This window comes from Micromonospora purpureochromogenes (genome assembly GCF_900091515.1).
Classification (GTDB): domain Bacteria; phylum Actinomycetota; class Actinomycetes; order Mycobacteriales; family Micromonosporaceae; genus Micromonospora; species Micromonospora purpureochromogenes.
Genome location: NZ_LT607410.1, coordinates 388,169 through 411,105 on the forward strand (window position 1 = coordinate 388,169; position 22,937 = coordinate 411,105).

Annotated in this window: 22 protein-coding genes; 9 read left to right on the forward strand and 13 right to left on the reverse strand. The window is 72.8% G+C overall.

What is annotated here, in order from left to right:
* Positions 1-10 precede the first annotated feature (10 nt).
* The 3 genes from purM to GA0074696_RS01815 all read right to left on the reverse strand — a co-directional run bounded on the left by purM (position 11) and on the right by GA0074696_RS01815 (position 3,283).
* Positions 11-1,165: a phosphoribosylformylglycinamidine cyclo-ligase gene (purM, locus tag GA0074696_RS01805; RefSeq protein WP_088959468.1), complete on the reverse strand. Its 1,155-nt coding sequence runs from the start codon at positions 1,163-1,165 to the stop codon at positions 11-13.
* A 55-nt stretch (positions 1,166-1,220) separates the two neighbouring features.
* Positions 1,221-2,759 (reverse strand): amidophosphoribosyltransferase, encoded by a 1,539-nt coding sequence (gene purF / locus GA0074696_RS01810; RefSeq protein ID WP_088959469.1) that lies wholly within the window; start codon positions 2,757-2,759, stop codon positions 1,221-1,223.
* Between the two features lie 170 nt (positions 2,760-2,929).
* Positions 2,930-3,283, reverse strand: a complete 354-nt coding sequence (locus GA0074696_RS01815) for a sterol carrier family protein (protein WP_088959470.1) — start codon at positions 3,281-3,283, stop codon at positions 2,930-2,932.
* Between the two features lie 152 nt (positions 3,284-3,435).
* Between GA0074696_RS01815 and GA0074696_RS01820 the strand changes: the two genes are divergently transcribed.
* The gene (locus tag GA0074696_RS01820; RefSeq protein WP_088964304.1) at positions 3,436-5,499 is read left to right on the forward strand and encodes a carboxypeptidase-like regulatory domain-containing protein; all 2,064 of its coding nucleotides are present in this window, start codon (positions 3,436-3,438) and stop codon (positions 5,497-5,499) included.
* Positions 5,500-5,559: 60 nt separating this feature from the next.
* On the opposite strand, the gene GA0074696_RS01825 is transcribed toward GA0074696_RS01820, so the two are convergent.
* The 4 genes from GA0074696_RS01825 to purS all read right to left on the reverse strand — a co-directional run bounded on the left by GA0074696_RS01825 (position 5,560) and on the right by purS (position 10,117).
* Entirely contained in the window at positions 5,560-6,315 is a 756-nt protein-coding gene (locus GA0074696_RS01825) for a 2-phosphosulfolactate phosphatase (RefSeq protein WP_172894126.1), read from the reverse strand.
* 4 nt (positions 6,316-6,319) lie between these two features.
* On the reverse strand, positions 6,320-9,103 hold the full coding sequence (gene purL / locus GA0074696_RS01830) for a phosphoribosylformylglycinamidine synthase subunit PurL (protein WP_088959472.1): 2,784 nt from the start codon (positions 9,101-9,103) through the stop codon (positions 6,320-6,322).
* A 70-nt stretch (positions 9,104-9,173) separates the two neighbouring features.
* Positions 9,174-9,857 carry a phosphoribosylformylglycinamidine synthase subunit PurQ gene (gene purQ, locus GA0074696_RS01835; RefSeq protein ID WP_088959473.1) on the reverse strand — a complete coding sequence of 228 codons (684 nt, stop codon included), beginning with the start codon at positions 9,855-9,857 and terminating at the stop codon, positions 9,174-9,176.
* Positions 9,854-10,117: a phosphoribosylformylglycinamidine synthase subunit PurS gene (gene purS / locus GA0074696_RS01840; protein WP_088959474.1), complete on the reverse strand. Its 264-nt coding sequence runs from the start codon at positions 10,115-10,117 to the stop codon at positions 9,854-9,856. Before purS ends, purQ begins: the two co-directional genes overlap by 4 nt.
* Before the next feature lie 458 nt (positions 10,118-10,575).
* Here purS and GA0074696_RS01845 point away from each other — a divergent pair, with 458 nt between their 5' ends.
* Together GA0074696_RS01845 and GA0074696_RS01850 are read left to right on the forward strand one after the other, a co-directional pair.
* The gene (locus tag GA0074696_RS01845; protein ID WP_088959475.1) at positions 10,576-11,259 is read left to right on the forward strand and encodes a S1 family peptidase; all 684 of its coding nucleotides are present in this window, start codon (positions 10,576-10,578) and stop codon (positions 11,257-11,259) included.
* A 23-nt stretch (positions 11,260-11,282) separates the two neighbouring features.
* Positions 11,283-11,849, forward strand: coding sequence for a YbjQ family protein (locus tag GA0074696_RS01850; RefSeq protein WP_088964305.1), 567 nt, complete (start codon positions 11,283-11,285; stop codon positions 11,847-11,849).
* A 146-nt stretch (positions 11,850-11,995) separates the two neighbouring features.
* On the opposite strand, the gene purB is transcribed toward GA0074696_RS01850, so the two are convergent.
* From purB to GA0074696_RS01865, 3 genes are all read right to left on the reverse strand, one after another.
* Positions 11,996-13,420 carry an adenylosuccinate lyase gene (gene purB, locus GA0074696_RS01855; protein WP_088959476.1) on the reverse strand — a complete coding sequence of 475 codons (1,425 nt, stop codon included), beginning with the start codon at positions 13,418-13,420 and terminating at the stop codon, positions 11,996-11,998.
* Positions 13,421-13,640: 220 nt separating this feature from the next.
* Positions 13,641-14,369 carry a GntR family transcriptional regulator gene (locus GA0074696_RS01860; protein WP_088959477.1) on the reverse strand — a complete coding sequence of 243 codons (729 nt, stop codon included), beginning with the start codon at positions 14,367-14,369 and terminating at the stop codon, positions 13,641-13,643.
* Between the two features lie 19 nt (positions 14,370-14,388).
* Positions 14,389-14,931, reverse strand: coding sequence for a GntR family transcriptional regulator (locus tag GA0074696_RS01865; protein WP_088959478.1), 543 nt, complete (start codon positions 14,929-14,931; stop codon positions 14,389-14,391).
* A gap of 392 nt (positions 14,932-15,323) precedes the next feature.
* Between GA0074696_RS01865 and GA0074696_RS01870 the strand changes: the two genes are divergently transcribed.
* Positions 15,324-15,674, forward strand: coding sequence for a hypothetical protein (locus GA0074696_RS01870; protein WP_088959479.1), 351 nt, complete (start codon positions 15,324-15,326; stop codon positions 15,672-15,674).
* A 23-nt stretch (positions 15,675-15,697) separates the two neighbouring features.
* The gene (locus tag GA0074696_RS01875) at positions 15,698-16,135 is read left to right on the forward strand and encodes a hypothetical protein (RefSeq protein ID WP_231925227.1); all 438 of its coding nucleotides are present in this window, start codon (positions 15,698-15,700) and stop codon (positions 16,133-16,135) included.
* Positions 16,136-16,233: 98 nt separating this feature from the next.
* Here GA0074696_RS01875 and GA0074696_RS01880 read toward each other — a convergent pair whose 3' ends face one another.
* From GA0074696_RS01880 to GA0074696_RS01890, 3 genes are all read right to left on the reverse strand, one after another.
* The gene (locus GA0074696_RS01880; protein WP_088959481.1) at positions 16,234-16,485 is read right to left on the reverse strand and encodes a hypothetical protein; all 252 of its coding nucleotides are present in this window, start codon (positions 16,483-16,485) and stop codon (positions 16,234-16,236) included.
* Between the two features lie 63 nt (positions 16,486-16,548).
* Positions 16,549-17,226, reverse strand: coding sequence for a TNT domain-containing protein (locus GA0074696_RS01885; protein WP_157745756.1), 678 nt, complete (start codon positions 17,224-17,226; stop codon positions 16,549-16,551).
* A gap of 142 nt (positions 17,227-17,368) precedes the next feature.
* On the reverse strand, positions 17,369-18,661 hold the full coding sequence (locus tag GA0074696_RS01890) for an acetyl-CoA C-acetyltransferase (protein ID WP_088959483.1): 1,293 nt from the start codon (positions 18,659-18,661) through the stop codon (positions 17,369-17,371).
* A gap of 56 nt (positions 18,662-18,717) precedes the next feature.
* Between GA0074696_RS01890 and GA0074696_RS01895 the strand changes: the two genes are divergently transcribed.
* The 4 genes from GA0074696_RS01895 to GA0074696_RS01910 all read left to right on the forward strand — a co-directional run bounded on the left by GA0074696_RS01895 (position 18,718) and on the right by GA0074696_RS01910 (position 22,932).
* Positions 18,718-20,073 carry a 3-oxoacyl-ACP reductase gene (locus tag GA0074696_RS01895; protein WP_088959484.1) on the forward strand — a complete coding sequence of 452 codons (1,356 nt, stop codon included), beginning with the start codon at positions 18,718-18,720 and terminating at the stop codon, positions 20,071-20,073.
* Entirely contained in the window at positions 20,073-21,134 is a 1,062-nt protein-coding gene (locus GA0074696_RS01900; protein ID WP_157745758.1) for a MaoC/PaaZ C-terminal domain-containing protein, read from the forward strand. The genes GA0074696_RS01895 and GA0074696_RS01900 overlap by 1 nt, the downstream gene beginning before the upstream one ends.
* A gap of 80 nt (positions 21,135-21,214) precedes the next feature.
* Entirely contained in the window at positions 21,215-21,967 is a 753-nt protein-coding gene (locus GA0074696_RS01905) for an NUDIX hydrolase (protein WP_088959485.1), read from the forward strand.
* Positions 21,964-22,932, forward strand: coding sequence for a protein kinase family protein (locus GA0074696_RS01910; RefSeq protein ID WP_088959486.1), 969 nt, complete (start codon positions 21,964-21,966; stop codon positions 22,930-22,932). The genes GA0074696_RS01905 and GA0074696_RS01910 overlap by 4 nt, the downstream gene beginning before the upstream one ends.
* Positions 22,933-22,937 lie beyond the last annotated feature (5 nt).

Genomic DNA, 22,937 nt, shown 5'->3' on the forward strand with positions numbered 1-22,937 from the left:
CGCAGCGTGATCAGCCGCGGGTGTGCTGCCCGATCATCTGCACGTTGCCGGAACCCTCGATGATCTCGCCGGCCTGCCAGGCGTCGACGCCGCGGCCGGTCAGGGTGGCCAGCGCCCGGTCGGCGTCCTCGGCCGAGACGATCGCGAACATGCCGACGCCCATGTTGAAGGTCGCCTCCATCTCCGGGTCCTCGATCCGGCCCTTGGACTGGATCAGGTCGAAGACCGGCTGCGGCTTCCAGGTGGAGCGGTTGACCACCGCGTCGACGTGCTCCGGCAGGACCCGCACCAGGTTGCCCGGGATGCCGCCACCGGTCACGTGGGCCAGCGCCCGCACCTCGGCCTCGGCGATCAGCTTGAGGCAGTCCTGCGCGTAGATCTTGGTCGGGGTGAGCAGCTCCTCGCCGAGGGTGCGCTGCCGGCCGAAGTCCTCGATCACCACGTCCAGCCGCATCCGGCCCGCGCCGAGCAGCACGTGCCGGACCAGGGAGTAGCCGTTGGAGTGCAGGCCCGAGGAGCGCATGGCGATCACCACGTCGCCGACCTCGACCCGCTCCGGGCTGAGGATGTCGCTCTCCTCCACCACGCCGACGCCGGTCGCGGAGATGTCGTACTCGTCGGGGCGGAGCACACCCGGGTGCTCGGCGGTCTCGCCACCGAGCAGCGCGCAGCCGGCGTACCGGCAGCCGTCGGCGATGCCGGCGCCGATCTCGGCGACCTTGTCCGGCACGACCTCGCCGGTGGCGATGTAGTCGAGCAGGAACAGCGGCTCGGCGCCGCAGGCCACCAGGTCGTCGACGACCATCGCGACCAGGTCGATGCCGACCGTGTCGTGGATGTCCATCTGCTGCGCGATCACCAGCTTGGTGCCCACGCCGTCGGTGGACGAGGCCAGGATCGGGTTCTTGTACTTCTTGGTGTCCAGGCGGAACAGGCCGGCGAAGCCGCCGAGGTCGCCCATGACCTCCGGCCGCCGGGTCTGCTTGACCTTGGACTTCAGCAGCTCGACCGCGCGGTCGCCCGCCTCGATCGACACACCGGCGTCCGCGTACGAGACCGAGCGTTTGCGCGCCGTGCGGCCGGAGCCGGCCGTCCAGAGCTGGCGGTCGCCGCCGGCGCCCGTCGGGCTGCTTCCTGCGCCGCTGCGCTCGGACACGTGCGTCACGGTTCTCCCCTTTGGTTCTCGGTGCCGCTCGGGGTGCCGGGCGGCGCCGGTGGTGCTACGGGTGGACGGTCGCGCCGCCGGGAGTGGCGACGAGCGGTGGGGCGGTGTGCCCGAGGTCGTCGGAAGGCTGGTTCGTGACCCGCCGCCCCACTCCTTCGAGCACGTGCTTGCCGATCAGGTTCCCGGCCGGCAGCTCGATCGGGTACTCCCCGTCGAAGCAGGCGCGGCACAGGCGGGTCTTGGGCTGCTCGGTCGCGGCGATGAGACCCGGGAGCGAGACGTACCCGAGGGTGTCGGCGCCGATCGACCGGCGGATGCCCTCGTTGTCCAGCCCGTTGGCCAGCAGTTCGGCCCGGGTGGCGAAGTCGATGCCGTAGAAACACGGCCAGTTGACCGGCGGGGAGGAGATCCGCACGTGCACCTCCAGCGCGCCCGCCTCGCGCAGCATCCGCACGATGGCCCGCTGGGTGTTGCCGCGCACGATCGAGTCGTCGACCACCACCAGGCGCTTGCCCCGCACGTTCTCCCGCAGCGGGTTGAGCTTGAGCCGGATGCCGAGCTGGCGCAGGGTCTGCGACGGCTGGATGAAGGTGCGCCCGACGTACGGGTTCTTCATCAGGCCGGCGCCGTAGGTGATGCCGGACTCCTCGGCGTAGCCGATCGCGGCCGGCGTGCCGGACTCCGGCACCGGGATCACCAGGTCGGCCTCGACCGGGTGCTCCTTGGCGAGCTGGCGGCCGATCTGCACCCGGGCGGAGTGCACGTTGCGCCCGGCGATGGTGGCGTCCGGACGGGCGATGTAGACGTACTCGAAGAGGCAGCCCTTGGGCTCCGGCGCGGCGAACCGGGCCGAGCGCAGCCCGTCGGCGTCGATGGCGAGCAGCTCACCCGGCTCGACCTCGCGGACCACGCTGGCGCCGACGATGTCCAGCGCGGCCGTCTCGCTGGCCACCACCCAGCCGCGCTCCAGCCGGCCGAGCACCAGCGGGCGTACGCCGTGCGGGTCGCGGGCCGCGTAGAGCGTCGACTCGTCCATGAAGACGAAGCTGAACGCGCCCCGCAGCTGCGGCAGCACCTCCAGCGCGGCGGCCTCCACGGACAGGTCGGGGCGGCTGGCCAGCAGCATGGTCACCAGCGAGGTGTCGTTGGTGGCGCCGTCGGCGACCAGACCCCGCTCGGCGACCTCCTTCTGCAGCTCGGCGGTGTTGACCAGGTTGCCGTTGTGGGCCAGCGCGATGGTCGTGCCGGAGGTGGTGGACCGGATGGTCGGCTGGGCGTTCTCCCAGGTCGAGCCGCCGGTGGTGGAGTAACGGGCGTGGCCGATCGCGACGTGGCCGCGCAGGCTCGCCAGCGTCGGCTCGTCGAAGACCTGGGCCACCAGACCGAGATCCTTGTAGACCACCACGCCGGAACCGTCGCTCACCGCGATGCCGGCGGCCTCCTGGCCCCGGTGCTGGAGGGCGTAGAGGCCGAAGTAGGTCAGGTTGGCGACCTCTTCGCCGGGGGCCCAGACGCCGAAGACGCCGCAGGCGTCCTGCGGGCCGGGTCGTTGGGGATCAAGGTCGTGGCTCAGCCGGCCGTCGCCTCGGGGCACCCTGCCGCTCCCTCATGCTGGTCTGGACTGGCCTGGCGGAATCAGAGGTGCTGATCCGCGTTCCTCGGCCGGGACCACTGTCGTCGCCTGACAGTGTACGCGAATGACAGTCGATACAGATAGTCACGATTTGGCTCCAGCGCGTCATCGCGACGATCGTGGAGTCGCTGCTAGAGGGGTAGATGCGCGGAGAGATCCGCCCGGTTCCCGCTCACCCGTACGCGACCCTCGGTGACGGCCTCGGCCCACGAGAGCCGTCCGGTCGCCAGCGCCAGCCAGGTCGCCGGATCCATCTCCACCACGTTCGGTGGGGTGCCCCGGGTGTGTCGGGGGCCCGGAAGGCACTGAACTGCACCGTAAGGTGGGACACGCACCTCCACCGATCGGCCGGGGGCGCGCTCCGCGAGGGCGGTCAACAAGGCACGGACCGCCTCCCGGTACACCGGCCGTTCGGGCGTACGCCCCTCGTCGAGCGCCGTCAACGCCGCCGCGACCGCGGCGGACTTAATGTGCGGAGAGGACACGACGGGACGATACGACTCGATGGCGGAGGCCGCGACGCTGGCCCTGGGTCGCGCTGATCCGGTCAGACAAGGCATAGTTGCCGACGGCGTATTCGTACCGTGATGATCCCGGACCCACCCGGCCCGGGGAGTCAGCCCGGAAGGCGGTGGACGTGTCAACACACCGACGTGCCTGGAAGCAGCGGGCCGGTGTGGTCGTAGCGCTGGTTGCCGGCGCCCTGCTCACCGTCCCCGCCACACCGGCCCTCGCGGCCACGATCACATCCTCGGACGGCTCCGTCACCATCGACGCCGGCCGCAGCAGCAGCATCAGTGTCGAGATCACCCCGGACGGGACCGAGATCGGCGCGGTTGTCAGCGTCACCGGCCTGCCGAGCGGCGTCAGCTGCTCCGGCGGCTGCGGAGAAGTGAAGTTCAATCCTCCGGGGTCGAAGCCCGAACGCGTGACGCTGACCCTGTCGGCTTCCGCGAACGCGCCGGCGGCCAACGGGACGCAGGCGACCGTGCGCGTCCAGGGCACCGCGGGCTCCGACGCCAAGCCACTCAGCGTGACCGTCAAGGCCCAGGCCGCTCCGACGACGACCGCTCCGCAGACCCAGACCGTCAACTCGATCTCCGGCAAGGTGACGGTCGCCGCCAACGGCGATCCGGTGCCCAACGCCGTGGTGATGCTGCGCGACTCGCAGGGCCACCAGCGACAGACCACCAGCGACGGCAGCGGCAACTACCGCTTCACCGGCTCCAGCTCGCAGCCGATCACCCCCGGCCGGATCGACCTCGGCGCGAGCAAGGACAACATCGTCGCGACCAAGACGATCAACGCGAGCGCCGGGCAGAGCCTGACCGGCCAGCGGATCGCCCTGGCGATCAAGGTCGAGGTCTCCCCGAGCGCGACGCCGTCGGTGACCGCCGAGGCGCTGCCCACCGACGAGGTGACCGAGGAGACCGCCGAGGAGACCGAGGCGGCTGCTCCCGGGCAGTCCCAGGCCGCGTCGGACGACGGCGGGGGCTTCGGCTCCTTCATGATCATCCTGCTCGGCGGCCTGCTGGTCGCGGCCGGCGTCGGCACGATCGTGCTGCTCTGGATGCGACGCAGGAACGCCGACGAGGACGACGACGCCCAGGCCGGCGCCGCCGCGGGCGCCATCCCCGGCGCGCGGGGCGCGTTCCGGGGGGCCGACGACCACACCCGCGTGGTCAACCCGGTCGGGGCGGCCGGGCCGGACCCGACCATGGTCGGCGGCACCGCGCTCAGCGACGCGCCGACGATGATGCACCGCCCGGTCGTGGACGACGTACCGCCGGACCCGTACGGGGCTCCGCCGCAGCCGTACGGCGCCGCGGGCGCCGCGGCGGGCGGCTGGGCCGGCAGCGGCTACGGCGACGAGCCCGCCCAGGGCGGCTACGGCCAGCAGGGCGGCTACGGCAACGCCCCCGCCTCCGGTGGGGGATACGGCGGCGCGCCCGCCTCCGGTGGGGGATACGGCGGCGCGCCCGCCTCGGGTGGCGGCTACGGCGGCGCCCCGTCCGCCGACGCCGGTTACGGCGCGGCCGGCGCGGCGGCCGGCGGCTACGGCAACGCTCCCGCCTCCGGCGGCGGCTACGGCAGCCGGGAATACGGCGCGCCGACCGGCGGCCAGGACCAGGGTGGCGGCTACGGCGAGCGCTACGACGAGCCCACCGGCCGGTACACCGGGGAGAGCACCGGCGCGTACGCCCCGGCGGCCGACCCGTACCCGACCAGCACCTACCAGCCGGACCAGGGCCAGGGCTACGGCCAGCCGGACCCGGCGCCGTACGGCCGGGGCCAGGAACCGGCCGGCGGCTACGGCGGTGGCAACGGCTACGGCGCGCAGGGCGGCGGCTACGACACCGGCGGCCAACAGCCGGGCTACGACAACGGCTACGGCGCTGCCCAGGGCGGCTACGACCAGCAGGGCGGCGGCTACGGCGCCGGCCAGGGCGGGTACGGCCAGCAGGGCGGCTATGAGCAGCCGGCCGGCGGCTACGGCGCCGGCCAGGGTGGCTACGGCCAGCAGGGCGGCTACGACCAGGAGCCGCCGCAGCAGCGCACCGGCGGCTACGACGACCGGGGCTACGACCAGCAGCAGGGCGGCGGCTACTACGGCGACCAGGCCCAGGCGGGTCGGGGGCGGCCGGACGCGGCGCCGCAGCAGGACCGGGGCGGCCGCCGCCTCGACTGGCTGGACGACTGACCCAGGGACCGACGTGAAAGGGCCGCCCGGTGCTCCGGGCGGCCCTTTCGCATTGTCTGGTCAGGCGGCGGAGAAGACGCCCTGGCGCAGCAGCGGCACCACCTCGGAGACGCCGATCCGCACGGCGACCTCCACGTCGCCGGCGAAGCCGCCCTCGATCAACTCCCGGCCGGAGACGCAGCCGCGCACCGCCGCCGGAACGTCAGGGGTGCTGGCCAGCGCGGCGAGGGCCATCGCCGCCTCCACCGAGAGCCCACCCGGTACGCCGGAGAGGGCGTCCAGCACACTCGCCGCGCCCAACTGGTCCTCCACGCAGGGGCGCAGCGAGCCGTCCGGCCAGCGTTCACCGGCGGCCACCACGCCCACCGGGGCGTCGGTCGAGCCGTATCCCTGGCGGCGCAGCCAACGCCCGACGGCGCGGGCGTTGCGCAGGCACGCCGCGACCACCGGCAGGCCAGTGGCGCTGGCGGCGGCGCTGATGGCGGAGCCGTTCGGTGACGGCAGCACCAGGTCGGTGACGACCGGCGCGGTGCTCAACGCCGCCGGCGAGAGCGACCACGGGTGTTCCGGGGTGGTCTGCCGGCGGCCGACCGCGGCGACCGCGCCGACCCGCCGCGCGAAGTCCGCCGCCTGCTCACCCCAGGGGAACGGGTGCACCCGCATGCCCCGGCCGACCGCCACCTCGACGGCGGTGGTGAACGAGAGCACGTCCACCACCACCAGCACGGCGCAGACCCGGCCGAGTTCGGCCGCCCCGGTCAGCCCCCAGTCGAACCGGGCGCCGGCACCGGGTTGGGCGTAGACGGCCCCGGCCAACGCCTCAGCGCTTATCGGGCGCGGAGGACTGCTCGTCGTCACCTGGGTCGGACGGGGCCGCCGGAGCGTCGGGAGCCGTCGCATCTGCGGTGACCTCCGTGGTCGGACGCTCCCGCTCCGCCGCCTCGGCGGCGGTGGGCTCGGCGACGGCGCCTTCGGCGACGCCGGCCTCGGGCCGGGGCGACTCGTCGGCGGCGGCCGGCTCCGGCTGCGCGGCCTCGACCTGCTCGGCCTCCGTGTCGGCGGCGGTCGGCACGTCCACCGGCTGCGCGGCGGTGGCCGGCGCGACGGTGGTGGTGCCGGTCCAGGGCGCCTCCACCTCGACCTGGGCTGCCTCCGCGCCGCCGAAGAGCCGCGGCAGGGTGGCCATGTGCACCTCGCGCAGCTCGTCCAGGCCGATCCGGAACTGGCCGTGCAGCTCGAGGGCGCCGCCCGCCGGGTCGGTCACGCCGATCAGCTCCCACGGCACACCACGCTCGCCGCAGAGGGCGGTGAACGCCTTCTCGCGACCGCGCGGCACCGAGACCAGCACCCGGCCGGCCGACTCGCTGAACAGGAAGACGAACGGCAGCGAACCGTCGGCGAACCGCTCCGGCACGGCGATCCGGGCGCCGACCCCGCGCCGCAGGCAGGACTCGACCAGGCTCTGGGCGAGACCACCGTCGGAGAGGTCGTGCGCGGAGCTGAGGAGACCCACCCGGGCCGCCTCGGCCATCAGTTCGGCCAGCACCCGCTCGCGGGCCAGGTCGACCTGCGGCGGCATGCCGCCCAGGTGCTCGTGGGTCACCCAGGCCCACTCCGAGCCGGAGAGCTCGACGTGCGTGTCACCGAGCAGGAAGAGCTGGTCGTGGTCGCCAGAGGCCCGCGGGGCGAAGCCCATCGGCACCCGGTCGGCGACGTTGTCCAGCACGCCGAGCACGCCGACCACCGGGGTCGGGTGGATCGCCGCGGCACCGGTCTGGTTGTAGAAGCTGACGTTGCCGCCGGTCACCGGGATGCCCAGCTCGAGGCAGCCGTCCGCCAGGCCGCGCACGGCCTCGGCGAACTGCCACATCACGCCCGGGTCCTCAGGCGAGCCGAAGTTGAGGCAGTTGGTCACGGCGATCGGCTTCGCGCCGGTCACGGCCACGTTCCGGTACGCCTCGGCCAGCGCCAGCTTCGTCCCGTTGTACGGGTCGAGGCGGGCGTACCGGCCGTTGCCGTCCACCGACAGGGCCACCCCGAGGCCGGTGCGCTCGTCGATCCGGATCACACCGGAGTCCTCCGGCTGGGCGAGCACGGTGTTGCCCAGCACGTACCGGTCGTACTGCTCGGTGACCCAGGTCTTGTCGGCCAGGTTCGGCGACGCGATCATGCGGAGCAGGGTCTCCCGCAGCGCCTCCGGCGTGGTCGGCCGGGGCAGCGTCTCGGCCCGGTCGGCCTGGAGCAGGATCAGGTCGGCCGGCTCGCGCATCGGACGGGCGTAGACCGGGCCGTCGTCCACCAGCGAACCCGGCGGCACGTCGACCACGACGTGGTCGTTCCAGGTGACCAGCAGCCGGCCCGGCTGCCCGTCCGGGGACGGCGCGGTGACCTCGCCGATCGCGGTGGCCAGCACGCCCCACTTGTCGGCGGTCTTGAGCACCGCCTCCAGCTTCTCCGGGGCGACGACCAGCAGCATCCGCTCCTGGGACTCGCTGGCCAGGATCTCGTGCGGCTCCATCGAGGGCTCGCGCAGCGGCACCCGCTCCAGCCACACCCGCATGCCGGTGCCGGCGGAGGCGGCGGTCTCGGTGAGCGCGCAGGTCAGGCCGGCGCCGCCCAGGTCCTGGATGCCGACGACCAGCTCGGCGTCGTACAGCTCCAGGCAGGCCTCGATCAGCAGCTTCTCGGTGAACGGGTCACCCACCTGCACGGACGGGCGGCGCTGCTCGCTGCCCTCGTCGAAGGTGGCGCTGGCCAGCACCGACACGCCGCCGATGCCGTCCCGGCCGGTCTTGGCGCCGAGCAGCACCACGATGTTGCCCGGGCCGGTGGCGTCCTTCTTCTGCAGCCGGTCGACCGGCAGGACGCCGAGGCAGAGCGCGTTGAGCAGCGGGTTGCCCTGGTAGCAGGGGTCGAAGACCAGCTCGCCGCCGATGTTGGGCAGGCCGAGGCAGTTGCCGTAGCCGCCGACGCCGGCGACCACGCCGGGCAGCACCCGGGCGGTGTCCGGGTGGTCGGCCGCGCCGAAGCGCAGCGGGTCCATCACGGCGACCGGGCGGGCGCCCATGGCGAGAATGTCCCGGACGATGCCGCCGACGCCGGTCGCCGCGCCCTGGTACGGCTCGACGAAGCTCGGGTGGTTGTGCGACTCGACCTTGAAGGTCACCGCCAGCTCGTCGGAGATCCGCACGACGCCGGCGTTCTCACCGATGCCGGCGAGCAGCCGGTCGCTCGGCGGGGCCTTCTCGCCGAACTGGCGCAGGTGCACCTTGCTCGACTTGTAGGAGCAGTGCTCGCTCCACATGATCGAGTACATGGCCAGCTCGGACTGGGTGGGGCGCCGGCCGAGGATGTCCCGGATCCGGTCGTACTCGTCGTCGCGCAGGCCCAGCTCGGCGTAGGGCTGGAGCTCCTCGGGAGTGCCGGCGGCCTGCGACACGGTGTCCACGCCGGCGGCCCAGTCGGCGGCCGGCGGCGAGCCGGCGTGCCGGCCCGCGTCGGCCGGGCCGCCCTGCGGCACCACGGTGGCCGCGCGCGGCTCAGTCGGGGCGGCCGGGTAGGCGCCCGGTGTCTCCCGTACGACCGGGTCCGGATGGGTGGTCATGACGTCTCCTCGCTGCGCTCGTGGCCGCCCGTCGGGCGGGGGAGCCGACCGGTGATCCCGCCGCGCACGGTCACGCCGGCGCCCCCACCAGGTGCTTGAGCACCGAGGTGAAGAAGCCGAGACCGTCCAGGGAGGGGCCGGTGAGCGCCTCCACCGCGTGCTCGGGGTGCGGCATGATGCCGACCACGTTGCCGGCGGGGTTGGTGATCGCGGCGATGTCGCGCTGCGACCCGTTGGGGTTGCCGCCGACGTAGCGGGCGACGACGCGCCCCTCGCCCTCCAGCTCGTCCAGGGTCGCGGTGTCCGCGACGTAGCAGCCCTCGCCGTTCTTGACCGGGATCAGGATCTCCTGACCGGCCTGGAAGGCGTTCGTCCAGGCGGTGCCGACCGACTCGACGCGCAGGATCTGGTCCCGGTTGCGGAAGTGCAGGTGCTGGTTGCGGGTGAGCGCCCCGGGCAGCAGGTGGGCCTCGCAGAGGATCTGGAAGCCGTTGCAGATGCCGAGCACCGGCAGGCCGCCCCGGGCCGCGTCCACGATCCGGTCCATCACCGGGGCGAACCGGGCGATGGCGCCGCAGCGCAGGTAGTCGCCGTAGGAGAAGCCACCCGGGAGGACGACGGCGTCCACCCCGTGCAGCTCCGCGTCACCGTGCCAGAGCCGGACCGGCTCGGCCCCGGCGATCCGTACGGCCCGGGCCGCGTCCCCGTCGTCGAGCGAACCGGGGAAGGTCACCACACCGACGCGGGCGGTCACGGGTGTGCGTCCACGGTCTCGTCCGCCTCGACCACCCGGACGGTGAAGTCCTCGATGACCGGGTTGGCGAGCAGCTTGTCGGCGATCTCGCGGGCCCGGTCCAGGTCCGGTTCGCCGGTGAACTCGATCTCGATCCGCCTGCCGATCCGGACAGAGGCGACGTCACTGACGCCAAGCCGCGGCAGCGCGTTTGCGACGGCCTGGCCCTGAGGATCGAGGATCTCGGGCTTGAGCATGACGTCGACGACGACGCGAGGCACAGGGCACTCCTGACTGTGTACGCAGTTGGGTGCCGGCCCATCACGGGCGAGCGCAGCCAGCGTACCTGGCAGATTCCGGTCCGGACGCACCGGCCGGGGGCAGTTCAGGCAGTGATCGACATAACGACGCGTCCCGACGGAGGGCCGATGCGCGTTCGTTGCCGGGCCGATGCGGTTTCGTTGCCTGCCGCGTCGGCGGACCGCCGTCGCCACCCCGCTGACCAGGCAAACCCCGATGGGGGTTCGCCGGGGCTGACCAGTTCCCGACAAACACGGACGAGTACGCCCCGAGCCTCCGGCGTCACATTCATGAATCTCGATTAACTCTTGTGAACGGCGGCTCGCGGGCTCTAGCCTACATCGTCAGACGTCGATGCTTTTGACGTCCCCGGCGGGTCACCCCCGCCCGCCGAGGCCGACTCCCCGGCGACCCCGGGCCCCCCGACCAAGGAGTTCCCATGCGCCTCCGCCCCCTGCTCGCGGTGCTGACCACCGCGCTCGCCGGCGTCCTCGCCACCACCTCCGGCGCCGCCGCCGCCCCGGCCGGCCCCCAGCCCATCATCGGCGGCAGCACCGTCTCCTCCGCGCCGTGGGCCGCGGCGGTGTTCAGCAATGGCTCGTTCACCTGCTCCGGCAGCGTGATCTCGGCGCAGTGGGTGCTCACCGCCCGGCACTGCGTCAACGGCTCGATGTCCGTCCGGGTGGGCAGCGTCTACCGCTCCTCGGGCGGCGTCACCCGTACCGTCAGCGCCACCTACACCCGCTACGACCTCGCCCTGATGCGCCTGTCCAGCCCGGTCACCACGACCGCGGTGACGCTGGCCAGCAGCAACCCGCCGATCGGCTCGACCAACTCGATCTACGGCTGGGGCATGACCTGCTACAGCGGCTGCTCGGCCGCCAGCCAGCTCAAGACCGCCACCGTCCAGGTGACCAGCACCAGCGTCACCGACGCGTACGGCGGGCAGGCGATCCGGAGCACGGAGATCAGCGGCAACGCCTGGAAGGGCGACTCGGGCGGCCCGCAGTTCTACAACGGCCGGCAGGTCGGGGTCGCCTCCACCGCCGACGGGGTGAGCATCCAGAACTACGGCAGCGTCGCGTACAACCGGGCCTGGATCACCTCGGTTTCCGGTGTCTGACGGTTAGCGCCGTGGCGACGCGGATGGCCGGCCGAGCGCCCGCCGTCCGCGCCGCCTCGTTTTGCAGCATCCGATCAGGTGAACACGGCTCGCGAACGGCCCGGGCGCGGCCTGACAGCATCGGAACCGTGCTGGTCGTGACGACGGATCAACTGCCTGGCTACGAGATCCGCCAGATCCTCGGCGAAGTGGTCTCATCGATGGCCCGGACGCGCAACCCGTACCGCGAGGGGGTCAAGAACCTGCGCGGTGGCGCGTACGACCCGATGGCGCCCGACAACCTCACCCGGTGGCGGACCGACTCGGTGGCCCGGCTCGGCGAGGAGGCCCTCCGGCTCGGCGCGAACGCCGTGGTGGGGATGCGCTTCGACAGCCGCGACTGCGGCGAGATGTGGATGGAGATCTGCGCGTACGGCACGGCGGTGATCGTCGTACCCAAGGTGCCCGACGTCATGCCGAGCGACCAGCCGCTGGTCGCGGCCGAGACCGCCCAGGAGCCCGGCTTCACCGAGGCCCCCGGCGGCATCGCGGAGCCGGCGAGCGCGCCGAACCTCTCCTCCGCCGCCGACACCCCCACCCGCAACTCCTGACCCCGCCCGGCCCGCCCTGCCTGCCCGGCCCTGCCCGCGGTGATCAAGAAGTTTGCGTCGGATAGATCTCCGATTCAGACGCAAACTTCTTGATCACCGGGGGAAGGCGCGATCAGCGGACAAGGGCGCGGGGTGGCCCGGGTGGGTCAAAGGATGGGCGGCGGGGAGTAGGTGGCGGCCTCGGGGTGGGCCGTCACGACCGCGGTGATGCGCTTGGTGACCGCGTCGACCTGGGCCTGGGCGGCGCCGGTGAAGGTGGTGGGGTCGGCGACCAGGGCGTCGATCTCGGCGCGGGACAGGCCGAGGCGGCCGTCGGCGGCGAGACGGTCGTAGAGGTCGTTCTCGGCGGCGCCCTTCTCCCGCATGGCGAGCGCCACGGCGACCGCGTGCTCCTTGATCACCTCGTGGGCGACTTCGCGGCCGACGCCCCGGCGGACCGCCGCCACCAGGATCTTGGTGGTGGCCAGGAAGGGCAGGAACCGCTCCAGTTCCCGGTTGATCACCGCCGGGTACGCCCCGAACTCGTCCAGCACGGTGAGGAAGGTCTGGAAGAGCCCGTCGGCGGCGAAGAACGCGTCCGGCAGGGCGACCCGGCGGACCACCGAGCAGGAGACGTCCCCCTCGTTCCACTGGTCGCCGGCCAGCTCGCCGACCATCGACAGGTAGCCCCGGATGATCACGGCGAAGCCGTTCACCCGCTCCGACGAGCGGGTGTTCATCTTGTGCGGCATCGCACTGGAGCCCACCTGGCCGGGCTTGAAGCCCTCGGTGACCAGCTCCTGGCCGACCATCAGCCGGATCGTGGTGGCCAGCGAGGACGGCGCGGCGGCGACCTGGGAGAGCGCCGCGAGCACCGCCACGTCGATCGAGCGCGGGTAGACCTGCCCGACGCTGTCCAGCACCCGGTTGAACCCGAGGTGCCCGGCCACGCGGCGCTCCAGCTCGGCCACCTTCTCCGCGTCACCGTCGAAGAGGTCGAGCTGGTCGGCGGCGGTGCCGACCGGACCCTTGATCCCGCGCAACGGGTACCAGTTGATCAGGTCTTCCAGCCGCTCGTACGCGATCAGCAACTCCTCGGCGGCCGACGCGAAGCGCTTGCCCAGCGTGGTGGCCTGCGCGGCGACGTTGTGCGAGCGCCCGGTCATCACCAGTCCGGAGTGCTCGTGGGCGAGCCAGGCCAGCCGGGCCAGGGCGGCGACGACCCGGTCCCGGATCAGCTCCAGCGAGCGGCGCACCTGGAGCTGCTCGACGTTCTCGGTGAGGTCCCGGGAGGTCATCCCCTTGTGCACGTGCTCGTGCCCGGCGAGCGCGCTGAACTCCTCGATCCGGGCCTTCACGTCGTGCCGGGTGACCCGCTCCCGCTCGGCGATCGAGGCCAGGTCGACGTCGTCGACCACCCGCTCGTACGCCTCGACCACCCCGTCCGGCACGGCCACGCCGAGGTCACGCTGGGCCTTCAGTACGGCGAGCCAGAGCCGCCGTTCCAGCCGTACCTTCTCCTCCGGTGACCAGAGGGCGACCAGCTCGGGTGAGGCGTACCGGTTGGCGAGCACGTTCGGGATCGTCGTCACGTGCCTCATTCTCTCGCATCCGGATGCGCTGGCCACGCCGGGCGGGTGGTCAGGCCCACTTCGCCGGACGGCGGTAGGAGAAATTCCTGTCCCCTGATCCGCGACGGTGACCGGCATCTGCGAGTTCCGCAGGGCCGTTTCATTGATCGAGAAGGACGGCCGTTCGCACGCGAGTCGGGCACCGGCCCTCGGCCAATCCGCCCAGCTCACTGCGGTCTCGTCAGCCCTCGTCAGGCAGGGCGGGCAGCCGATAGCGCAACTCGTGCAGATGACCTCCCTTGATGAGGACGGATGCCTCGACAGGACGGTCTCCATCCGAATAAATCGCCCGTAGCTGACGCAATACCGGGACGTAGGGAGGCAGGGCCAAGGCCTCGACCTCCTCAGCGGTGGGCATCCGCGCCGACACGCGATCGAGCAGGCTCCGCTGTGGATGGCCCAGATCCGACAACACTCTGGCCGCTCCACCAATGATCTTCTTGCGCTGCGCCAGGTCCGTCCCATGGGCTATCGAACTCGGGTAGTACGACCAGGACATCTCGACCGGCTGACCATCGTGAAGCAGCAGACGGTGACGCAGGACCGCCTTCTCGCCCTCAGAGAAGCGGAGGGCCTGCGCTACCTCAGACGGCGGAACGACCTTTGAGACGCCGAGGAGACGGTAGGCGTACCCACCCGGCGAGGGCAGGAGGTAGGACGACGCCTCCACCACGAGTGGTTGCCGGTCCCGGACGTAGACGCCCTTGCCCACCTCGCTGTAGACCGATCCCTCCGCCTTGAGCGCGGCCAGGGCTCGCTGAACGGTGGCCGTTGCGGCGGAATATCGCGCCACCAACGTCGGGATCGAGGGCAACTGGGATCCGGCCGGTAGCTCGCCGGACATGATGGAAGCGCGCAGGTCGGCGGCGATCTGCTCATGGCGAGGGCGGCCGTCGCTTCCGCTGGCCATGTCGCGCTCCCCCGCTCCGCTAGTCGATCGTCAACTCATACCGCAGGCGCCGGCCCTGCGGCACCATGGTCATCACGCTGGCCTCGATCGGCACACCCTGCCGTGTGCTGAGCAGGCGCGTCAGGCCGAGCACCCAGTCCTGCCCCGTCAGGTTGAGCAGCCTCCGCTCGGCGGCATCAGGTTCGCGCGTATAGACGTCCTCCCGCACCTGACCGGGACGATAACCCAACTCGGCCAGCAGACCGATGGCACCACCGCGAATCTTGCGAGGCTCAGCGAGAGCGGTGCCGCTCGCGATGGACGCGGGGTAGTACGAGTCGGTCAATTCCACCGGCTGGTCGTTCAGCAGCATCAACCGCCTGCGGACGACCACCAGCGCACCCGGCTGTACCTGCAAAGCCTCGGCCACTTCGACGGCAGGAACCACCTTGGCCACTTCGAGCAGACGTTGGCTGCCCACACCGCCCTGCTGAGTTGCGTCCTCAGCCCACGCGTCCCCGTCCTGCGGAGATCGGGGGACAACATAGGGCATCGACACGCTGAGCCACTCCGGACCGGTCACGCCCGACTCCTATCAGGTGATCTGCGGGCAAGGGTAGACCCCGCCACACGGCGTGGCGCAACCCTTCATCCTTGATGCCTTACTCGAATAGCAGTAAGGTTTGCCACAAAGAAGCGGACCGGGGTGGGTCGGTTTGGCGGCCTCTCCCACTCCCGGTCCGGCACGAGTCGAGGGGAGCAACCACGCCGGATCGCGTCCCGGGGAACGACTCCCCTCCTGTCTACCACCCGGCGGCGTTCGCGCGTACCGGGCGGCGGCGTGGCGCGTCCGTCCGTGACGGCTCCCGGCCAACCCGGCGCCGCGTCGACCCCACGGCGCGACGCCGGTCCATGACGGGGCGGGTGCGCGGCCTGCGGACGCCACGCGCCCGCCCATCGCCGACAGGAGCGAGAATGGGCGTCTACCGGTCAACGACCAGCCGACCGTGGCAGCGCGATGAAGCGGGAGCGGAAGCGGCGCGCGATATCCTGACCAGCCACGTACCCGATCGGGAGACCGGCCTTTGCATGGTCTGTCTGGTCCCCGGGCCGTGCCGGCCGGCGAATGCGGCGGCGAACCGGCTGGTCGACCTGGGCCGGCCGGTGCTTCCCGGTGACGAGCCGCAGCGCCGCCGAGCCGGTTGGCGGGGCTGGTTCGGGCCGCAGCGGCGGACGATGCCCCGGCGGGCGCCGCTGCTGACCTTCGTCTGGATGCTCCGGCTGGGCGCCCCCGCCGCCGGGTCGGACGCCTGGGTAACGCTGTGACGGCACGTCCGATCCCTTTCCGGGTGGGCGATGTGGTGGAGCTGTCCGAGCAGAACTACTGCTACGGGCTGGGCATGCTCACCCTGCGGATCGAGAAGCTGGGTCGCCGGGAGCAGCACAGCGACGGCGTCTGGATCCACCTGCGAGGCGTCGAGCTGGGGCATCCCTCCGGGTCGCGTCAGCGCCGGGTGCTTGCCCGGCTGGATGCGGTCCGGGTCCGGCCGCTCCGCGCTCCGGCCGCCCATGTACCGGTCCGTCCCGGATGGGAGTGTGCCGGTTGCGGTCGGCCGTGGCCCTGCCCCGACCGGCGAGAAAGGCTGCTCAGCGACTACGCGGGAAATCGTGCCGCCCTCGGCGTGTACCTCGGCCTGCAACTGGTGGACGCGTCCTCCGACCTGCGCCACCACCCCGCCGGAGACCTCTACGCCCGCTTCTTCGGTTGGCTGCGACCGGGCGGCTGAAAGGATGATCGACTCGGTGTCGGCGATATGGCGGAATGAGGAACGCTCCGAGACCGCCACATCGCCGGCCTGAAGTGGATCAACGTCGGCAGCGGTGGTCACTCCGGTGCGGGGCGGCCGGTGAGCGCCCGCCACAATCCCGCGCACGCCGCCTCCTCGGTGTCGAAGACCTGCCGCACGTCCCGCGTCCCGCGCTCGTACAGGCCGATCTCCCAACGCCCACCCGCCGACCGGCGCAGGAACCAGAAGTCGGGCGGCACCGGCACGTGCTCGTGCACCCCCTCCAGCTCGAAGGCGTCCGGCGACAGTCCCGTCGCCAGCAGGGCGTTGCGCACCTCGTGCCGATCCACTCCCGACCTCCCGCTCCGCACCGGCCGCGCCGGCGGTCGCCGCTGCGGCGACCGCCCGCCGGTTCAGCGGACGTGTACGGCGGCAATCCCGCCACCCGTGCCGCCCCGCCGGGGCACGCCGTCGGTCACGCACACCCCGCCGGCCAGGGACTCCTCCACCAGGAACTGGTGGTCGACCAGCCACTGCACGGTCAGGTTCGCACCGGCCTGCGGCAGGTAGGCCGGGTTCAGCTGAAACTGGGTGCCCAGGCCGGGTTGGGCGAACCACGGCGCGGTCGGGCCGGAGTCGACGTCGAACGGCTTGAGCACGCAGTAGGTGTGGTAGTTCGCCAGCGGCGCGGCCGACGGAAGTGCCGGCCGCGGTGCGGGAAGCGGTGGCGTGTCGAGGCTCTGCGGCGCCAGGGAGCGGGCGCTGACCGGGGTGCCGAGCGGGGCCAGGAACGCGCCGCCGGCGAAGCCGAAGCGGTCCAGGCGGTACCCGGCCAGCAGGGTCTGCCGGGTCTTGAGCGGCGTGCCGTCCGGCGCGACGACGAAGCCGTTGACCGGCGGGAAGACGTACTCCGCGGGGGTGTCCGTGGTGTACCGGGCCAGGAACCGGCTCTCGGTCAGCCCGCCGAAGCGCTGGTAGCCGGCGAGCAGCGGCCCGAGCGGCGACGTCCCGGCGGCCTGATCGGCGGGCCCGGGAAAGAGGATCAGCGCCGCGCCGGAGAGCAGGGCGAGCAGCCAGCGTCTGCGGTCCACGACGAACCTCCCGATGAAGGACGGTCAACGCCTTCATCGTCGGGAGGGCGGAACGAGAATGTGAGCCTTTGTGCCGTTTGCCGCCGAACGGGGGACCGCTACCCGCTCGTCCCGTGGACGAGCGGGTAGTCACCCGGAACGGTCAGCGCTCCAGGATCGCGGTGACGCCCTGCCCGCCCGCCGCGCAAATGGAGATCAGCCCGCGGCCGCTCCCCTTCTCGGCGAGCAGCTTCGCCAGGGTGGCGACGATCCGGCCGCCGGTGGCGGCGAACGGGTGCCCGGCGGCCAGCGAGGAGCCGTTGACGTTGAGCTTGTCGCGGTCGATGGACCCGAGCGGGCCGTCCAGGCCCAGCCGGTCCTTGCAGAACTCCGGCGACTCCCAGGCGGCGAGGGTGGCCAGCACCTGCGAGGCGAACGCCTCGTGGATCTCGTAGTAGTCGAAGTCCTGCAGCGTCAGCCCGGCCCGGGCCAGCATCCGGGGCACCGCGTACGCGGGGGCCATCAGCAGCCCCTCGTCGCCGTGCACGAAGTCGACGGCGGCGGCCTCCGACCAGGAGAACCAGGCCAGCACCGGCAGGTGGTGCTCGCGCGCCCACTCCTCCGACGCGAGCAGCACCGTCGACGCGCCGTCGGTGAGCGGGGAGGAGTTGCCGGCGGTCATGGTCGCCTGGTCGGCGTCCGGGCCCTTGGCGCCGAAGACCGGCTTGAGCGAGCCCAGCTTCTCCAGGGTGGTGTCCGCGCGGAGGTTCTGGTCCCGGGTCAGCCCCAGGTACGGCGTGATCAGGTCGTCGAAGAACCCCTTGTCGTACGCGGCGGCGAGCCGCTGGTGCGACCGGAGCGCCAACTCGTCCTGCGCCTGCCGGTCGACCTGCCAGCGCACGGCCGTCCGCGCGGCGTGCTCACCCATCGACAGCCCGGTACGCGGCTCGGCGTTGCGCGGGATCTCCGGCTTGAACGGCTGGTGCGGCCGCAGCTTCGCGGCGATCTTCAGCCGCTCGCCGAGGGTGCGGGCGGAGTTGAGCTTGAGCAGCGTGCGGCGCATGTCCTCGTTGACCGCGAGCGGCGCGTCGGAGGTGGTGTCGACGCCGCCCGCGATGCCCACCTCGATCTGCCCGAGGGCGATCTTGTTGGCGACCAGGATCGCCGCCTCCAGGCCGGTGCCGCAGGCCTGCTGGATGTCGTACGCCGGGGTGTGCGGGTCGAGCTTCGAGCCGAGCACCACCTCGCGGGTCAGGTTGAAGTCCTTCGCGTGCTTGAGCACCGCGCCGGCGACCACCTCACCGACCCGCTGTCCGGCCAGGCCGAACCGCGCCACCAGCCCGTCCAGCGCCGCGCCCAGCATGTCCGCATTGGACGCGTTCGCGTAGCGGGAGTTGGACCGGGCGAAGGGGATGCGGTTGCCGCCGATGACCGCGACCCGCCGGATGCTCTGCACGATCCCGCCTCCGTTTCAGGACTTGCCCACAACCTACTGGCCAGTAGGCTACGCCTATGACCGACAGGTACGCGAGCTTCGTCCAATCGGGGGCCGGCCGCGCGCTGGTCAAGCGCCTCGGGCTGCCCGATCCGCCGCGACTGCGCCGGCACACGCCCGGCGACCCGCTCGTCCCCGGGCCGGTGCTGCTCGGGGCGGCCACCGGGGGCCGGCTCGTCGAGCCGGTCGGCAAGATCCTGACCGCCGCCGGGGTCGAGCTGCGCGATCCCGCCGCCGTCGCCGAGACCGCGCGCTTCGGTGCCCTGGTGTACGACGCCACCGGCATCACCGACTCCACCGGCCTGCGCCAGCTGTACGACTTCTTCCACCCGCAGGCCCGCGCGCTGCTGCCCAGCGGCCGGGTCATCGTGCTGGGCACCCCACCGGCGGAGTGCGACCCGCCGCGCGAGGCGACCGCCCAGCGGGCCCTGGAAGGGCTGACCCGCAGCATCGGCAAGGAGTTCGGCCGGGGTGTCACCGCCCAGCTCGTCTACGTCACCACGGACGGCGACCCCGGCACCCTCACCAGCCTGGAATCGACCCTCCGTTTTCTTCTCTCTGGCCGGTCCGCGTACGTCTCGGGGCAGGTGGTCCGGGTCGGTGCCGGCACCGCCCAGCCGCCGGCGGACTGGGACCGCCCGCTCGACGGGCAGGTCGTCCTCGTCACCGGGGCGGCGCGGGGCATCGGCGCGGCGCTGGCCCGGGTGCTCGCCCGCGACGGCGCGCAGGTCGTCGCGCTGGACATCCCGGCGGCCGGTGACGAGCTGGCCGCGGTGGCCAACGAGATCGGCGGCAGCACCGTCCAGCTCGACCTGACCGCCCCGGACGCTCCCACCCGGCTCGCCGAGCACCTCGCCGGCCGGCACGGCCGGGTCGACGTGGTGGTGCACAACGCCGGCATCACCCGGGACAAGACGCTGGGCCGGATGGACGCCGACCGCTGGGACCAGGTGCTCGACGTCAACCTCTCCAGCCAGGAGCGGATCAACGACGTGCTGCTGGCCCGCGACCTGATCCCGGCCGGCGGGCGGATCGTCTCGGTCTCCTCGATCGCCGGCATCGCCGGCAACCGGGGCCAGACCAACTACGCCACCAGCAAAGCCGGCGTGATCGGGCTGGTCGAGTCGCTGGCCCCGGCGCTGCGCGGGCGCGGGATCAGCGTCAACGCGGTCGCCCCCGGGTTCATCGAGACCCGGCTGACCGCGCGTATCCCGCTGACGCTGCGCGAGGCGGGCCGCCGGATGAACAGCATGTCGCAGGGCGGCCTGCCGGTGGACGTGGCCGAGACGATCGGCTGGCTGGCCTGGCCGGCGTCCGGCGGGGTCAGCGGCAACGTGGTCCGGGTCTGCGGCCAGAGTCTGTTGGGGGCGTGATGGCGAAGCGAAAGGACCGGCCGAAGGACGGCCCGACCGAGGACCTGTCGGTCCACGAGCTGATCGACGGGCCGACGGAGGTCATCTCGGCCGACGCGTTGGCTGCCTTCCGCGCGGGCGGCTCCGGCCCCGACGCCAGCGTCGAGGCCACCCATGACCTCTCCGCGTACGCCACGACGGACCTGTCCGCGCACGCCGCCCCGGCGGCACGGGCGCGGGTCGAACTGCCCCGGATGCCCGCACCCGGCGCGCTCTACCGCCGGGCGCTGCGCGACGCGGTGCCGGTCATCGGCCGGTCCCGCCGCCCGGACGCCCCGCCGGAGGTCGAGCTGGCCGTCGGCGGCGTCACCGTGGACCGGGCGCACCTCGCCGACTACGACCGGGTCTGCGGGTTCCGGCTCTCCGACCGGCTGCCGGCGACGTACCCGCACGTGATGGGTTTTCCGCTGTCGCTGCGGCTGATGACCACGCCGGAGTTCCCCATCGCGCTGACCGGCGTGGTGCACGTGGGCAACCGGATCACCGTGCACCGCCCGATCGAGGCCGGCGAGACGCTGGACTTCGTCACCCACGCGGAGCACCTGCGGCCGCACGAGCGGGGGCGGCAGGTCGACGTCGTCCTGGTCGGGTCGGTCGGCGGCGAGGAGGTCTGGCGCGGCGTCTCGACGTACCTGGGCAAGGAGCGCACGCCCGACGGCGGTGGGCGGCGCGACCGGGGTGAGCGGCCCGCGCCGCCGGCCGCCACCGCCCGCTGGCGGGTCGAGCCCCGGGTCGGTACGGACTACGCCCGGGTCTCCGGCGACCACAACCCGATCCACACCTCCCGGCTCGGGGCGCGGCTGCTCGGCTTCCCCCGCCCGATCGCGCACGGGATGTGGAGCAAAGCCCGCTGCCTGGCGGCGCTGGAGAGCCGGCTGCCGGAGGCGTACACGGTGGACGTGGCCTTCAAGCTGCCGGTGCCGCTGCCCGGCACCGTGGCGTTCAGCGCCACCCCGGCCTGGGACTTCGCCCTGCACGACGCGCGGACCGGCCGTCCGCACCTGGTCGGCGCCGTCCGCTGAACGACGCGAGGGTTGGCTTTCACTCTTTCGTGCGCTAAGTTGTTCTCATCTTGAGTTGTTCTCGAAGTGAGAGGGACGCCGTGAACGAGCAGGACTTCCTCGCCGCGTACGACCCCTCGGCCTACCCCTCGATCGCCGTCACCGTCGACGTGGTCGCGCTGACCATCCGCGACGGCGAGCTGTACCTGCTGCTGATCCGTCGGGGCCAACCGCCGTACGAGGGCCACTGGGCGCTGCCCGGCGGGTTCGTCCGCCCCGACGAGGACCTGGCCACCGGCGCGCGCCGGGAGCTGGCCGAGGAAACCGGGCTCGGCGGCGAACGGCTGCGCCGCGTACACCTGGAACAGCTCGCCAGCTACGGCGCCGTCGACCGCGACCCGCGGATGCGCGTCGTCTCCGTCGCCCACCTCGCATTCGCACCCGATTTGCCCGACCCGGCCGCCGGCACCGACGCCGACGAGGCGATCTGGCTGCCGGTGACCGCACTGACCAGCCGGCAGCTCGCCTTCGACCACGGCCGGATCATCGACGACGGGCTGGAACGGGCCCGCGCCAAGCTGGAGTACACCCCGCTGGCCACCCGCTTCCTCGACGGCGAGTTCACCATCAGCGAGCTGCGCGCCGTCTACGAGACGGTGTGGGGGCACCCGCTGCACGCCGGCAACTTCCACCGCAAGGTGCTCTCCGTGCCGGGCTTCGTGGAGAGCACCGGCGCCAGCACCGAACGGGGCGGGGCCCGGGGCGGGCCCCGCGCCAAGCTCTACCGGGCCGGCGACGCCCGGCTGCTGCACCCGGCGCTGCTGCGCCCCGCCCGCGAGGAGACGGTCCGGTGAGGACCGACGAGGCGATCCGGCTGGTCGCGGCGTCCCGCACCGACGAGGAGCTGTTCGGCACGACGGAGCCGGCCCGCCGCTACCGGCGGCTGGTCGCGGCCCTGCACCCCGACCGGCTGGGCGCGGCCGACCAGCGGGTACGCGCCGAGGCCGCCGACGCGCTGGCCCGGGTCACCACCCGGTGGCGGGCCCGAGGCACGCTCGGCGACTACCGGCTCACCCGCCTCGCGCACGTCGGCGACCTCGCCGACCTGTACGACGTCGGGGCGGACCGGCTGCTCAAGCTGCCCCGCAGCCCGGCCGACAACGACCTGATGATCCGTGAGGCGCACGCCCTGCGGGTGATCGAGGAGCGGGGCGACCCCCGGCACCTGCCGTACGTGCCCCGACTGGTCGACTCGCTGCGGACCCGCGACCCGGCCACCGGTGTCGAACGGCAGGTCACCGTGCTGGCCACCGCGCCCGGCCTGCGCAGCCTCGACGAGGTGCGCCGGGCGTATCCGGACGGGCTGGACGGCCGCGACGTGGCCTGGATGTGGCGGCAGCTCCTGGTCGCGCTCGGCCTGGCCCACCGGGCCGGCGTGGTGCACGGCGCGGTGCTGCCCCGGCACGTCCTGGTCGAGCCCGACGCGCACGGCGTGGTGCTCGTCGACTGGTGCTTCTCGGTGGTCGACGGCGACGCGGTCCCGGCCCTGGTGCCCGGCCACGAGGACTGGTACCCGCCGGAGGTCCCCGCGAGGCGACCGTGCGGCCCAGGCACCGACATCGCGATGGCCGCCCGCTGCATGACCGACCTGATGGGCGACGGGGCACCGCACGCGCTGCGCGACTTCGCCGCCGGGTGCCGACGCCCCGCCCTGAACGCCCGACCCGACGACGCCTGGCGACTGCTGGGCGAGCTGGACCAGGTCCTGGACCGGCAGTACGGGCCGCGCACCTTCCGCCCCTTCACCCTCACCCGTTAGGAGCT